The following is a 12,747-nucleotide window of genomic DNA, read 5'->3' as shown; positions in this document are numbered from 1 at the left end:
TCGAGTTCGCACCCACGGTAGGAGAAGCCGGTGACCACAACGGAGGAGTTCACCCTGGCCAGGGTGTTCGACCTGGTCGATCCCGAGTCCGGCCCCGCCTTCGCGCCCGGCCACCCGCGTGTCGACGACGAGGACGAACGCCGCGCCCTGGTCGAGTACCTGGTGGCCGGTACCCCGGTCCTGGCCACGCCGATGGTGATGGACGACGTCGTCGACCCGGCCCGGACGGCGGTCGTGCCGGCGAACTTCCTGACCGACGGCGAATGGATCTGGACCGACACCGTCACCTACTACCTGGAGCACCACGGCCTGGCACCCGATCCGGGGTTGCTGAGCCGGATCCGGGCGCGGGGGAGGGGGGCGGACCGGGTGCCGCCGGAGGTCGTGCGGCGTGCCGCCGGGTTCGTGCTCGAACCGCCGTCGCCCGGGCGCCGTCCGGTGTGGAGCCAGGGCTGAGCCCCGATCTTCCTTCCGGTCCTTCTGCCGGTCGTTCTTCAGAACCGCTCAACCAGAGGAGTCGACGTGTCGCTACGAATCCACGGTCTCACCGGTCGCCCCGCCAGCGCGGACGAGGACATGGTGGCCGTTTACGTGTCCCGTGACGAAATCCGCGGCATGGACGCGAGTGAGCTCGGCGTCCGGATCGCCGCGGCCGCCGGTCGTCCGGAGTGGACCACCATCGCCGAATTCGAACCCGCGCCCCGTTACACCATCCAGGACGTGCTGCTCGGGAACATCACCTGGGAGGAACTGACCCGTTCGTCGGCCTGACCGGGCGCGGTCACGACGCGTTGGGATGCCCGGCGAGCCTTTCGCGCAGTTTGGCGGCTTCGGAGCGGCCCAGACTGTCGCAAAGGGACAGTGCGTGTGCCCGCGAGTCGCGGGCGGACGCCGGGTCGCCCACTTCCTCGGAGAGGGCCGTCAGATCGCACAGAGTGTCCACTTGGGACTGTGGTTGCCCGACGCGCTCGAACAGCGAAAGGGCCTCGGTCAGCCTGTCGCGCGCGGTCGCGTGCTCTCCCTGCCGGTGCAGAAGCCTGCCGCTGGCCTGGAGCGCGCGTGCCTTGCCCATGATCGCGCCGTGGCTGCGGAACAGCTCGAGTGCTTCTTCGCATTGGCCGAGCGCCGTGCCGAAAGCGTTGAGCGCGGCCAGGTTCTTCGCCGAGCGCAACAAAAGATACGAGTAATTGGTGTCGTCGACGGGCGTGCGGGGGCTTTCTTGAGGCTGCCTGAAGTAGCGGACACAGAGGTCGAATTCCGTGGCCGCTTCGTCGAAGTCCCCGCTCGCGTGCCGGTACGTGGCCCGCATCGACCGCGCCACGTGCAGCCCGAGCGGGTAATCGGCCTCGGCGAACAACGTGATCGCTTCGTCGAACGGCCCCCGCGACTCCGGCGGACTGCCGCCTTGAAGCCGTGCGTTCGCCAGATAGACCCGCGCCCAGCCCTGTTCACGCAGGTCGCCCGCGTCCACCGCGGCTTCCCACGCGAGCTGGGCCATCCGGACAGCGTCGTTCGTGTGCCCCATGAGGGTGGACAGCACCCAGGCCAGATAGTTGCGCTGCACGGCTTCGTCGCGTTTGCTGCCGATCGCGAGCGCCGATTTCAGGGCGAGGCCGAACACCTCGTGCCAGGTGGCGGCGTTGCCGCCGATCTCCGAGTACCAGTGCATGGACTCGGCCAGTTCGAGAACCTGCCGGTGTTCACCGCGCGCGGCGACGCTCCTCAGGGCGGCGGACCAGTTCTTCGTTTCGACCTCGAGCCAGCGGCCCGCGCCGGCGTGGCCGTCGAACGACGAGGTCGACACCGCGGGCGCGTTCATCTCGTCGGACGGCTGGAAGTAGCGGCCCGCGGCCGTCGCCGTCCGCACCAGCCAGCGGTTGAGCCGGTCCTCGGCCTCCTGCACCGCTTCGGGGGACTCTTCCCGGGTGAGCCGTTCCGTCGCGAAGACCCTGAGGAGGTCGTGGAACTGGTATCGGCCGTCGTGGAACGACGTCTGCAGCAGACTGGCGTCGGCCAGCTCCTCCAGGAAGATCGCCGCCTCGTCCTCGTCCGGCGCGTCGACGAGTTCCTTCGCCGCACCCACCGAGAAGTCGGCGGCAGGGACGAGGGAGACCCGGCGGAAGACCTTGGCCGCGGTCGGGGTGAGCTGGCGGTAGGACAGTTCGAACACGCTGCGGACGTCGAGGTCGCCCGCGGTGAGCGTGGTCAGCCGCCTGCCCCGGTCCCGCAGCTGGTCGACGAGCCGGGAAAGCGGCCACACCGGCCGGCTCGCGAGCCGGTTGCCCGCGATGCGGAGTGCGAGCGGCAGTCGTCCGCACAGTTCGACCAGTTCGATCGCCGCCGCGCTTTCCCGCGCCACCCGTGCCTGCCCGATGATGCTGGTCAGTAGCGCGACGGCGTCTTCTCGCTCCAGTACGGCGAGCGGGATCCGGCTGGTCCCTTCGAGGCCGACGAGCATCTGGCGGCTGGTGATCAGCGTGAGACAGCGCCGCCCGCCGACCAGCAGCGGACGGACCTGCGCTTCGTCGGCCGCGTCGTCGAGGACGATCAGGGCGGCGCGTTCCTTCAGTAACGCGCGGCACAGGCTCACCCGGTGGTCGAGCTCGGCCGGGATCTGGACCGCGTCGACGCCCAGTGACCGCAGCGCCAGATGCAGGACGTCCGCCGGTTCGCCCGGCTCGGACGACATCCCGCGCAGCTTCAGGAAGAGCAGGCCGTCGGGGAAATGCCCGGCGAGGTCGTTGGCCGTCCGCACCGCGAGGCTCGTCTTGCCGGTGCCGGGAGGCCCGCTCAGCACCGCCACGTGCCCGGATCGCCGTTTGCCGCCGTCCAGCTCGCCGGCGAGCGCGCGCAGGGCACCGAGATCGTGCTCGCGTCCGGTCAGATCGTCGAGGTCGGGCGGCAGCACACCGGCCGAGGGAGGACCGTAGAGCGGAGCGGGTGCCACGTCGGGCGCCGGCACCGCCGCCCGGGCCCGGCCCTGCTTCGCGACCTTCTGCAGGTGGGTCAGCTCGTCGTCGGTCAGGGCCAACGGGGCCGCGAGAGCTTCTATCGTGCGACGTTGGGGGCTTTTGGCGACGCCGCGCTCCATGTCGCTGATCGCCCGGACGCTGACGCCGGAGCCTTCCGCGAGCTCCTCCTGGGTGAGTCCGGCACGAACGCGGTAGTGGTGCAGGAGTGCCTTGAAGGTGGTGGAACCGTTGCCCAAGGCCGCGTTCGTCATGCCGGAATTATCCATGCGGACGGTGTCCGCTCAAGGACGGCCCGCAGTGATCCCGGACGCTCGAAAAGGTGCGTTAACCCCTTTGGACGATCAAGTTTCGGAGGGGTGAAGAGCGGTTGGCCGAAGCACTGAGCCGCCCTTCACGAGCGGGTCGTCCCGTCCACCGCGCTGACCGGCGCGCCGCCGTTCGTCACCGCCAGGACCGTGTCACCGCAGCGCACGAGGTCGCCGGGGGCGAGCGGGACGGGGCCGGCGATCCGCTCGCCGTTGTGGAAGGTTCCGTTGCGGGAACCGAGATCCTTGAGGACGGTCCCGCCCGCGCCGACGGTGATCTCGGCGTGCTCGCGCGATACGGCCCCGTCGTGGCGCAGCGCCACGTCGGCACCCGCGTCCCGTCCGATGACCAGGCGTCCCGGCGCGGGCAGTTCACGCAGTCGTGCCCGCCCGGCGCCGTCGACCCAGGTCAAGGCCGGTTGCCCGGATCCGGCGGCGCCGGGGGCGGCGACCCGCAGCAGGGTCGCCGTTCCGGCGTGGGCGAGGACCGCCCGTTCCAGTTCCCGCAACGCGGGTCCCGGATCGACGCCCGCTTCCTCGGCCAGCACCCGCCGTGCCTGCCGGAAACGTTCCAGCGCCTCCGTCTGGCGTCCTTCCCGGTAGAGCGCGACCATGAGCTGGCCCCAGAACCGTTCCCGCAGCGGATGGTTCTCGACCAGTTCCTCCAGTTCGCGCACCAGTCCGGGGACGTCGCCCGCGCGCAGGTCCGCGGCGATCCGTGCCTCCAACGCCTCCCAGCGCATTTCCGCGTAGAGAGCGCGCGCGGGGTCGAGAGCGGTGTGGTCGGGCAGGTCGGCGCAGAACGGGCCCCGCCACAGTTCGAGGGCCCGCCGGTAGCCGGCCGCGGCGCCCCCGGTGTCGCGTGCCCGTTCGGCGGCCCTCGCCCGGCCTATCCGGTCCTCCGCCTCGCGGATGTCGGCGCGGACGCCGAGAAGCCGGTAGCCCGCCGTCCCGTGCTGCAGCGATTCCCCGTGCGGGCCGAGGGTTTGCCTCAGGTTGTGCACGTGGACCTGGACGGTGCCGCGGGACGCGGGCCTGCCGGTGTCGGAGTAGATCGCCTCCGCCAGTTTGGCCGCGTTCACCGGCGCCCCGCCGGAGGCGGCCAGCACGGCGAGCACCGCGCGAGGCCGCACGCCACCTGGGGTGACGGGCACGCCGTCGACGGCCAGCTCCACCGGCCCCAGCAACCGCACCTCCACCGTCACGGGGCGATCATCCCAGGTTCCTCCGGTTGCTTGAAGCGAGCTTGAAGCGGGATGGGCTTAACTGACCGTCATGACCACATTGACCGCACTCGAGGACGTGGTGGACCGGCACGGGCGCGACGCGCTGTCCGATCCGATCGTGCTCACCGGTGCTCTGCGCAGTCTTCCCGACCCGCCTCCCGACGCCGAGATCAGCGCGCTCGCCGCGGCGGCCGGCGCGGGCGCGGCCGAACGGATGCGCGCCGTCCTCGAAGGCGGTGGCAGCCCGGCCGAAGCCCTCCAGGCGGCGACGGCCGCTTGTGGCGCCGGTGCGGAATGGGCGTGCGGGCAACTCGGCGCGGCACTCGGCTATCTCCCCAGGGACACCGCGGCCGACGAGCCGACCACCGCGTTGACCACCGTGCTGTCCGGGGAGAAGCCGAAGCGCGGCAAGCGGATCGCCGTGATCGCGGGTGCCGTCGTCGTGGTGGCCGCGCTCGCCGCGACAGGAGTGACGTTCGCGCTCAGCGGTGGCGACGAGCCGCGCGCCGCGGACGCGCCACCGTCCACCCAGCCGTCTTCGTCCGCGCCCTCCGCGGGACCGCTGGGGTCGGCGCCGCAGGCGGAACCGTCCCCGGCGCCGGTTCCCGAGGAAGCGATCGCCGCCTTCGAGGATCCCGATTTGCTCGCCGCAGCGAAGCCGTACCTCGACCGCCCCGACGTCCGCTGCAAACGAGCCGAATCCATCGTGAGTGTCCGCGAAACCGTCAACTGCGACCTGGGCTCCGGGATCATCGCCAGCTTCCGCGTGCTGTTCTTCCCGAAGCAGCTCACCTCGCTGCGCAAGGTGCTGCAGACCGACAACGACGGCGCCCGGCCCGGTTCGATCCGGACGCTGCGCTGGGAGCACGTGCCGGGGCGGCCGGGAATCCGCGCCGGTATCCCGGTCGGCACCCCGCGAACCGGCGACGGCACGCGGATCCGTTTCCTGGAGCCGGAAAACGGCTACGCCCGGCTCTACTTCGACGAGGACTCCACCGGGGTCGCCGTCTACATGCAGGCGGGCACCGACGATCAGCAGGTGCTCCGCAAGTTCTGGGCGGACCCGGACGCGTGATGGACGACCGTGATCCCCGGCTCGCCGAAGTCGCACGCCGCTTCGGACGCCACGCGCTGACCGATCCGGTGGCGCTCCGCTCCGCGCTGGCGCAGTCCGGAAACGCCTTCAGCCCAGCCGAAATCGACGCTCTCGTAGCCGCGCTGGAAGCTTCGGGGACGTTGGAAGCGGCTCTGCCTCACGATCCCGAACCGACGGGGCCGCCGCTGAACCCGACGCTCGCGGAGAACCGCCTCACCTGGGAAGGCCGTCAGAACGGCCCGACCCGGCAGATGCCTTCGCGCGGGCGAAGGTGGTGGCTCGTCGGCGGGGCGGTCCTGCTGGTGGCCGCGATCGCGGCCGGAGTGGTGCTCTTCTCGCGGGGCAAGGAGGAGACCGCGGCACCGCCGCCGGACCGGTACGCGCTCGACCAGGTCGCCGGCCGGTACCGGGCACTCGGTGCCCGGTTGCTCGACGGCGCGGTCCGCTGCGCGCAGCAGCCCGCGAAGCCCGGCGAGACGGAGAGAGTCGGCTGCGACGCCGGGTTGTACGCGCTCACCCTGGTCACCTACGACGTGCCGGGCAGGCTCACCGAGTCACGGAAACTCGCGGACGCCGCCGGCGCGCTGCGCTCGGCGAGCAGCGCCGGCTCGGGCGCGGCGTTCGCGATGCGGGAACTGGCCTCCGGTGAATCGACGATCTACTGGGACGTCGACAGCCCTCGCGCGGTCAGCGCGACGTTGACCGCGCGCAAGACGGGGCTCCCGGCCTTGGCGGAGTTCTACGACGCGCGCCAGTTCGGAGTGCTGAAACGTCCCGAGGTCCCCGGGGCCGCGTTCTCCTCCGGAAAGCTGTGGGAGCTCGCGCAGGCGCACGTCCTCAACGAGCGGTCGGCGGACTGCAAGGCGGTGCCCGCCACCACCGGCACGGCCGAGACGGTCAAGTGCCCGCTGGCCGACGGCGCGATGCTGGTGTTCAGCACCGCGTCCGATCACCAGGCGCTGATCGACCTGCGCGCGGAGAACTCGGCCAACGGCGGGGTGGTGCCCGGCACCCTCGAGGTGAGTACCTGGAACCGGCTCGGCGGCCCGGTCATCGGTCAGTTCATCCGGTTCGTCACGGCGGACGACCGCAGCCCGGCCCTCTATTTCGACGACGACGCGAAACTGGCCTACGGCTATTACTTCGGCGCACCGGGTTCTTCTCCGGAGGCGCTGCTGGAGCGCTGGCAGCGCGGCTCGCGGTGACTCAGCCGAAGCGGAGCGCCGCGAAGAAGTCCTCGACGGCACGCAGATCGGCGGGGTAGGGCGTGCCGACCCGGCCGTCGAGCACCGAGACGGTCGCGTGCTCGTCGTCGGTCCAGGCGTACCGGGTGGTCGTGCCGAGCACCGTGCACACGAGCGTGCCTTGGTGCCCGTCACGCGACCAGGACTGCTTGGCGGGCAGGTCGCCGGGACATTTTCCGGCGGTGAGCCCGGCCGGATCCGTTCCCGCGCCGGTGCGCAGGTAGGCGGTGGCCGCGTCGGCGTCGTCCAGCGCGGCGATCCGGAGCTCGCCGGTCTCGCCGCCGGTCGGGCAGACGACCTGCGCACGGACACCCTCGTCGGCCGCCTGCACCGGCGCGCACGTGAGCCCGGTGGGGGTGCTGCGGCTGACGCGGTCGGCGGCGGGCACTCCCGACGGCACCAGGAAGATCGCCGCGAGGACGATCGCGACCACCAGCGCGGCACCGGCTACCAGGCCCGCGACCAAACCGGTCCGAGGGCGGCGGGACGGCTCGACGGCGACGGCCGCCGCCGGTGCGTCGGCGCGGATCGCGCGGATGCGGTCGCGTACCTCGCGCACGGTCGGGCGGTCACGAGGATTCTTGGCCAGCAACGACTTCAGCAGATCGTTGACCGTCACGGTGCGCGGATCGTCAACCGTGAGCTGGGGGATCGGCGCCCTGTCGTGCGCGACGATCACCTCGGCCTGACCGCCGCGATAGGGGAGTTCGCCGGTCAAGGCCACCCACAGCAGGCAACCCACCGCGTAGACGTCCGAAGCGGCGGTGGCGGGCTCGCCGCGAAGGCGTTCGGGCGCCATGTAACCGACGGTGCCGATCACCCCGCTGGTCTCGGCGCCTTGGTCGATTTCGGCGGACCGCGCGATGCCGAAGTCGCACAGATAGGCGAAGTCCTCATCGTGGTGCGCGGCTCGGGGCCGCAGCAGGACGTTGCCGGATTTGACGTCACGGTGCACGACGCCGATGGCGTGCGCGTCGCCGAGCGCGGAGACCACCTGGTCCACCACCGCCAGCGCCCGGTCCGGGTTCATCGGTCCGGCTTCGAGCACCTTGGCCAGATCGGGCCCGTCGACCAACTGCATCGCCAGGTACAGGCAGCCGTCCACCTCGCCGTGGTCGTAGATCGCCACGACGTGCGGCGAGTCGAGCCGGGCCAGCGCCGCCGCCTCGCGGCCGAAACGCTCGCGATAGACCGGGTCCTCGGCGTAGTGGGGAGGCAGGACCTTCAACGCCACCGGCCGCCGCATGCGATGCTGCCACGCGCGATAGACCACGCCCATCCCGCCGCGGCCGATGATCCCGTCGATCCGGAATCCGCCGAAGTCTTCACCGACCCGCGGCGTCATAAGGTTCCCCCAGTCACGCGAGCCACTCTAACCCGCGGCGAGGTGCCGATCGTGCACCCGGCGCCAGACCAGCAGGGACAGCACCGCGCCGCACAGGCAGAGGAACATGTCCCACTGCGTGTCCCAGACATCTCCTTGGGTGGCGAGGAAATCGTCCGCGCCGGACCCGGCGATGAGCGCGCTGAACCATTCCACGAACTCGAAACCGGCGGCGATCGCCAGGCAGACGCACACCGTCAGGAAGGCGACCCAGCCGCCAGGCCGCAGCGGCGTCCGGCGCAGGAGCACTTCGCGGACGGCGATCGCGGGAACGAACCCTTGAATGACGTGGGCGAACCGGTCGTAGTTGTTCCGCTGGGTGCCCAGCAGTTGCTGGGCCCATTCCCCGGCGGGCGTTTCCGCGTAGGTGTACTGCCCGCCGTAACACAGCACGATCGCGTGCAGCACCAGCAGCCAGCAGAGCAACCGGGTCAGGGGGAAGCGTTTGCGCAGTGCCAGAACCAGCGGCAGCCCGATCAGCACCCAGACGACTTCCAGCAGCCAGGTGCCGGGCGACCTGGCCTGGACCCCGGTCGCCACCAGGACGGCGAGCACCACGCCGGCCAGCAGGATCCCTTCGGTCCGGCCGACTCCGCGCACCATGGGAAAACCCTACAGCGGGGTGAGCCCTGCCGCCGGTTCGTCAGCCTCGTGGGGAGGATTCCGGACGTTCAACGTCCGGAATCCTCCCCACTCACACACGTCACCGGCACGAGCCTCAGGGAAAACCGAGACAAAACCGGGCTCCAATGGGTAAGCAAACACCGATCCGCCCTAACCGTCCTTACCACTCACGAGACCCACGGCGCTGTTCCTGATCCCTGTTCCCAATGTCGCATTTGAGTCGCTCAGCGACTCAAATGCGACATTGGGAACAGGGATCGCTGAGAGACCACGCGACTCGCCACTCACGATCCGCCCGCTGGCCACTCGACATGGCTGGCGCGCACGGGTCCACACACCCCTCGCGTTCCCGGACCGGTCACGCGGGGGTGTGTGGTCTGACATTCCAAAATCGACACAGTCGGTGTCCGGGTTCAGGCCGGTGGGACCAGTCGCCGTACAGTGCCGTCGAATCCGGTGCTGTACAGGCTTTCCGGGTCCCAGCCCGGTCCCGCCCCGAATCGCACGGACGAGCCGAGGTGGACGCCCGTGGCGATCGCGCAGGTCGCGCCGGAGTCCGGGTCGACGCGGTACACGATGCCGTGCTCGCCCGCGGTGTAGAGCCGGCCGTCGGTGCCGAGGGCCAGGTCGTCGATGATGTTCAGCGGCCACGGCGCCTGAAGCCGGATCTTCTTCGCGGGCGCGGACGGGTTCGCGAGGTCGATCGCGGCGATCTGGAAGTCCGGGCCGCCGGTGTTGGCCACGTACAGGGTGCGCCCGTCGTTGCCGACGACCATCCCGTTGGGACCGAGCAGCTCGGGTCCGTACCGTTCCGGCGCCGACGGATTCTCCTTGCGTACCAGCCAGAGTCCGCGCTTCGGGCCGATCAGGGTGCTGATCACGGCGTCGCCGTTCGGCAGCACCGTGCCGCCGTCGGGCATCGTGAGGCCGGTGGCCCAGGTCCGCCGCGACCCGGTGTCGAGGTCGAAGATGTCGATGGTGCCGGTCTTCAGGCCGAGTGTCCCGTCGAGCGTCTTGTGCCCGGTGTTGACGTACAACTCGTTGCCGCGCACCGTGAGCGCGCCCGGACCGGACACCGGCAGCAGGGTGCTCACCGCGCCGTCCGGGGTCACGCGTTCGACGGATCCGTTGCCCGCGAACAGGGTCTTCGAGACGAGCAGCCCGCCTCGTCCGTCGAAGGCGAGGTTTTCCAGCGGGAGGCCGAGTCCGGTCGCGACGGTGCGCACCTGCCACGGCGCGCAGCCCGGTGCGGCCGCCGCTGTCGCGGCCGGGGCGGTGAAGGCCGCCGCCATCACGATCGTCGTGGCGATGACACCGCGAACGCGTCCGGTCATAGAGGCCTCCCCATCACTGAACTAGTACAGGTGTATCAATTATGGGGAGCGTGTCAATCGGCGAGCGGGACGCTGGTCTGCCGTCGCAGGTCGTCGGCGTCCATGGCGAAGGCGAGAAAGAGGCCTTGCAGCGAGCGTTTCGTGAGCTCGACGTCCTCTTCGACCGGCTGTGGGCTGGCCAGCCGGTGCAGTGCCAGGCCGTCCAGCAGGGCCATGAAGGCCTTGGCCGCGCGCCGGGAATCGGCGATGCCGAGGGAGGCGAGCAGGGGGGCGGCGGACGCTTCGAAAGCACCCATCGCCTCGTCGACCACGGCCCGCATGGCCGGGTTCCTGGCGGCTTCCATGTACAGCTCGTACTGGGCGACGGTCACGCCGAACTTACCCGCCACCAGTGCCTGGGTGAGCCGTTCGCCGACTTCCAGCACGGACTCCGCGTCACGCAGGACGTCGGTGAGCAGTTCGCGCACGACCTCGATCCGCTCGTGGATGTGGAACCGCAGGGCCTCGGCGATGAGTTCCTCGCTGGTCGCGAAGTAGTAGCCCGCCGCGGCCTGCGGCAGCCCGGCGCTGGCGGAGACCGCGCGATGGGTGACCGCCTTGACGCCGCTGTCGCAGATCAGCCGCATCGCGGCCCGGAGCAGCAGTTCCCGGCGCTCCCGGCTCCGTGCCTGCTGTTTGCCGCGACTACCGGTCATTGACTTCCCCTTCGGTCGAACCGATACTAACGTCTCACTCTTAATTGATACGTTTGTATTAATCTTAGGAGAGCGGATGAGCGTCGGCGCGGCCGAACTGCGGGAGATCTCCAGCCTGTGCCAGGTTTTCCAGCGCACGGTCGCGGAGTCCGGCGACGTCGTCGCGCTGCGGACGCCGGACGACGCGGTGTCGCTGACCTGGCGGCAGTACGGCACGCGAGTGCGGCGGCTGGCCGAGGGGCTGCACTCGCTCGGCGTCCGGCGCGGGGACACCGTGGCGCTGATGCTGACCAACCGGCCCGAGTTCCATCTCGTCGACGTGGCGGCGATCCATCTGGGCGCGATCCCGTTCTCGATCTACAACACCAGTTCCACCGAACAGATCGAGTACCTGTTCGCGAACGCGGGCAACCGCGTCGTGGTCTGCGAGGAGCAGTTCCTCCCGCGCGTGCGGAACGTGGACCGCGTCGTCTGCGTGGACGGCGCCCCCGAGGGCACGATTTCCTTGGCGGAGCTGGAAAACGGCGAGTCGTCGGAGTTCGACTTCGATGCCGCGTGGCAAGCCGTCGGGCCCGACGACGTGCTGACGCTGATCTACACCTCCGGCACCACCGGGCCGCCGAAGGGTGTCGAACTCACGCATCGCAACCTCACCTACAGCATGGGCGCGGCACTGGAGTCGCCCGACATCGCCGACGCCGTCCACAAGGGACGCGTGCTCTCGTTCCTGCCCGACGCGCATCTGGCCAACCGGTACTTCGCGCACTACTTCCCGATCGTCTCCGCGGCGACGGTCACCTGTGTCGCGGACCCCAAGGCCGTGGTGGCCACGCTGCCCGCCGTCCGGCCGACGGTGTTCCTCGGCGTGCCCATGCTCTGGTACAAGATCAAGGCGGGGATCGAGCAGGCCCTCGCGGCGCAAACCGGCCTCCGGCGGACGATCGCGGGCTGGGCGCTCGCCGTCGGACTGTCCACAGTGAACGGTCCGGATCGGCACTCGCCCTGGCGGCACCGGCTGGCGCGACGGCTCGTCCTCGACCGGGTGCTCGCCAGGGTGGGACTGGACGCCTGCGTGATCCCGATCAGCGGCGCCGCCCCGATCGCGGTGGACACGCTGGACTTCCTGATGGCCGTCGGGCTGCCGATCTGCGAGGGCTGGGCGATGTCGGAGACCTCGGTCCACGGCACGATCAACCCGCGGCACGCCATCCGTCCGGGCACGGTCGGTCAGGCCCAGTACGGCGCGGAACTGCGGCTCGCCGACGACGGGGAGCTGCTGATGCGCAGTCCCGCGCTGATGCGCGGCTACCGGAACGACCCCGAGCGGACCGCCGAGGCGATCGACGCCGACGGCTGGCTGCACACCGGCGACATCGCCACCATCGACGCGGACGGCTACGTGTCCATCGTGGATCGCAAGAAGGAACTGATCATCAACGCGGCGGGCAAGAACATGTCGCCGTCCAACATCGAGAACATGCTGAAATCGGCGGGCGCGCTGATCGGCTCGGCCGTCGCGATCGGCGACCGGCGGCCTTGTGTGGTCGCCCTGATCACTCTCGACCCGGACGCGGCCGCGGCGTTCGCCGAGCGTCACGGGCTTCCGGCCGAGCCCGCCGCCCTCGCCGGGAACGCGGTCCTCCGTCGGGAGGTCGCCGCCGTGGTCGAACAGGCCAACGGCAGGCTTTCGCGCGTCGAACAGATCAAGGACTTCACCATCCTGCCGGTCTGCTGGGAGCCGGGCGGTGTCGAACTGACTCCGACGATGAAGCTCAAGCGGGCCGCCATCGCGAAGACCTATGCCGCCGAGATCGACGCGCTGTACGGGGGCGCCGCGCGGTAGACGGTGTCGACCGCCACAGTATTT

At 70.4% G+C, this 12,747-nt stretch carries 11 protein-coding genes; 5 read left to right on the top strand and 6 right to left on the bottom strand.

Going from position 1 to position 12,747, the window contains the following annotated elements:
- Positions 1–30: 30 nt before the first annotated feature.
- Positions 31–456: a hypothetical protein gene (locus tag ACZ5IK_RS17325; RefSeq protein ID WP_465488587.1), complete on the top strand. Its 426-nt coding sequence runs from the start codon at positions 31–33 to the stop codon at positions 454–456.
- Between the two features lie 66 nt (positions 457–522).
- Positions 523–771 (top strand): hypothetical protein, encoded by a 249-nt coding sequence (locus tag ACZ5IK_RS17320; RefSeq protein WP_465488586.1) that lies wholly within the window; start codon positions 523–525, stop codon positions 769–771.
- A 10-nt stretch (positions 772–781) separates the two neighbouring features.
- Here the strand turns inward: ACZ5IK_RS17320 and ACZ5IK_RS17315 are convergent, their stop codons facing one another.
- Positions 782–3,223, bottom strand: coding sequence for an ATP-binding protein (locus ACZ5IK_RS17315; RefSeq protein ID WP_465488585.1), 2,442 nt, complete (start codon positions 3,221–3,223; stop codon positions 782–784).
- A 140-nt stretch (positions 3,224–3,363) separates the two neighbouring features.
- Entirely contained in the window at positions 3,364–4,482 is a 1,119-nt protein-coding gene (locus ACZ5IK_RS17310) for a BTAD domain-containing putative transcriptional regulator (RefSeq protein WP_465488584.1), read from the bottom strand.
- A 70-nt stretch (positions 4,483–4,552) separates the two neighbouring features.
- On the opposite strand from ACZ5IK_RS17310, the gene ACZ5IK_RS17305 reads away from it, so the two are divergent.
- Together ACZ5IK_RS17305 and ACZ5IK_RS17300 are read left to right on the top strand one after the other, a co-directional pair.
- The gene (locus ACZ5IK_RS17305) at positions 4,553–5,578 is read left to right on the top strand and encodes a hypothetical protein (RefSeq protein ID WP_465488583.1); all 1,026 of its coding nucleotides are present in this window, start codon (positions 4,553–4,555) and stop codon (positions 5,576–5,578) included.
- Positions 5,578–6,804 (top strand): hypothetical protein, encoded by a 1,227-nt coding sequence (locus tag ACZ5IK_RS17300; protein WP_465488582.1) that lies wholly within the window; start codon positions 5,578–5,580, stop codon positions 6,802–6,804. Before ACZ5IK_RS17305 ends, ACZ5IK_RS17300 begins: the two co-directional genes overlap by 1 nt.
- A gap of 1 nt (position 6,805) precedes the next feature.
- Here ACZ5IK_RS17300 and ACZ5IK_RS17295 read toward each other — a convergent pair whose 3' ends face one another.
- The 4 genes from ACZ5IK_RS17295 to ACZ5IK_RS17280 form a co-directional block, all read right to left on the bottom strand.
- Positions 6,806–8,188 carry a serine/threonine-protein kinase gene (locus ACZ5IK_RS17295; RefSeq protein WP_465488581.1) on the bottom strand — a complete coding sequence of 461 codons (1,383 nt, stop codon included), beginning with the start codon at positions 8,186–8,188 and terminating at the stop codon, positions 6,806–6,808.
- Between the two features lie 27 nt (positions 8,189–8,215).
- Positions 8,216–8,830 carry a DUF2238 domain-containing protein gene (locus tag ACZ5IK_RS17290; protein ID WP_465488580.1) on the bottom strand — a complete coding sequence of 205 codons (615 nt, stop codon included), beginning with the start codon at positions 8,828–8,830 and terminating at the stop codon, positions 8,216–8,218.
- Between the two features lie 434 nt (positions 8,831–9,264).
- A complete protein-coding gene (locus tag ACZ5IK_RS17285) occupies positions 9,265–10,185 on the bottom strand; it encodes an SMP-30/gluconolactonase/LRE family protein (RefSeq protein ID WP_465488579.1) in 921 nt (306 codons plus the stop codon).
- A 53-nt stretch (positions 10,186–10,238) separates the two neighbouring features.
- Positions 10,239–10,880 (bottom strand): TetR/AcrR family transcriptional regulator, encoded by a 642-nt coding sequence (locus ACZ5IK_RS17280; RefSeq protein WP_465488578.1) that lies wholly within the window; start codon positions 10,878–10,880, stop codon positions 10,239–10,241.
- Positions 10,881–10,956: 76 nt separating this feature from the next.
- Between ACZ5IK_RS17280 and ACZ5IK_RS17275 the strand changes: the two genes are divergently transcribed.
- Complete coding sequence (locus ACZ5IK_RS17275; protein WP_465488577.1) at positions 10,957–12,723, top strand: AMP-dependent synthetase/ligase; 1,767 nt, start codon at positions 10,957–10,959, stop codon at positions 12,721–12,723.
- Positions 12,724–12,747 lie beyond the last annotated feature (24 nt).

This window comes from Amycolatopsis sp. NPDC031561, assembly GCF_055580625.1.
Note: the sequence above shows the minus strand (reverse complement) of the source record. Positions and strands in the feature narration are given on the sequence as shown.

Excerpts from the sequence above, each read along its gene's own strand:
- ACZ5IK_RS17315 (WP_465488585.1), bottom strand. The coding sequence starts at position 3,223 with ATGACGAACGCGGCCTTGGGCAACGGTTCCACCACCTTCAAGGCACTC.
- ACZ5IK_RS17305 (WP_465488583.1), top strand. The coding sequence starts at position 4,553 with ATGACCACATTGACCGCACTCGAGGACGTGGTGGACCGGCACGGGCGC.
- ACZ5IK_RS17300 (WP_465488582.1), top strand. The coding sequence starts at position 5,578 with ATGGACGACCGTGATCCCCGGCTCGCCGAAGTCGCACGCCGCTTCGGA.
- ACZ5IK_RS17295 (WP_465488581.1), bottom strand. The coding sequence starts at position 8,188 with ATGACGCCGCGGGTCGGTGAAGACTTCGGCGGATTCCGGATCGACGGG.
- ACZ5IK_RS17290 (WP_465488580.1), bottom strand. The coding sequence starts at position 8,830 with ATGGTGCGCGGAGTCGGCCGGACCGAAGGGATCCTGCTGGCCGGCGTG.
- ACZ5IK_RS17285 (WP_465488579.1), bottom strand. The coding sequence starts at position 10,185 with ATGACCGGACGCGTTCGCGGTGTCATCGCCACGACGATCGTGATGGCG.
- ACZ5IK_RS17280 (WP_465488578.1), bottom strand. The coding sequence starts at position 10,880 with ATGACCGGTAGTCGCGGCAAACAGCAGGCACGGAGCCGGGAGCGCCGG.
- ACZ5IK_RS17275 (WP_465488577.1), top strand. The coding sequence starts at position 10,957 with ATGAGCGTCGGCGCGGCCGAACTGCGGGAGATCTCCAGCCTGTGCCAG.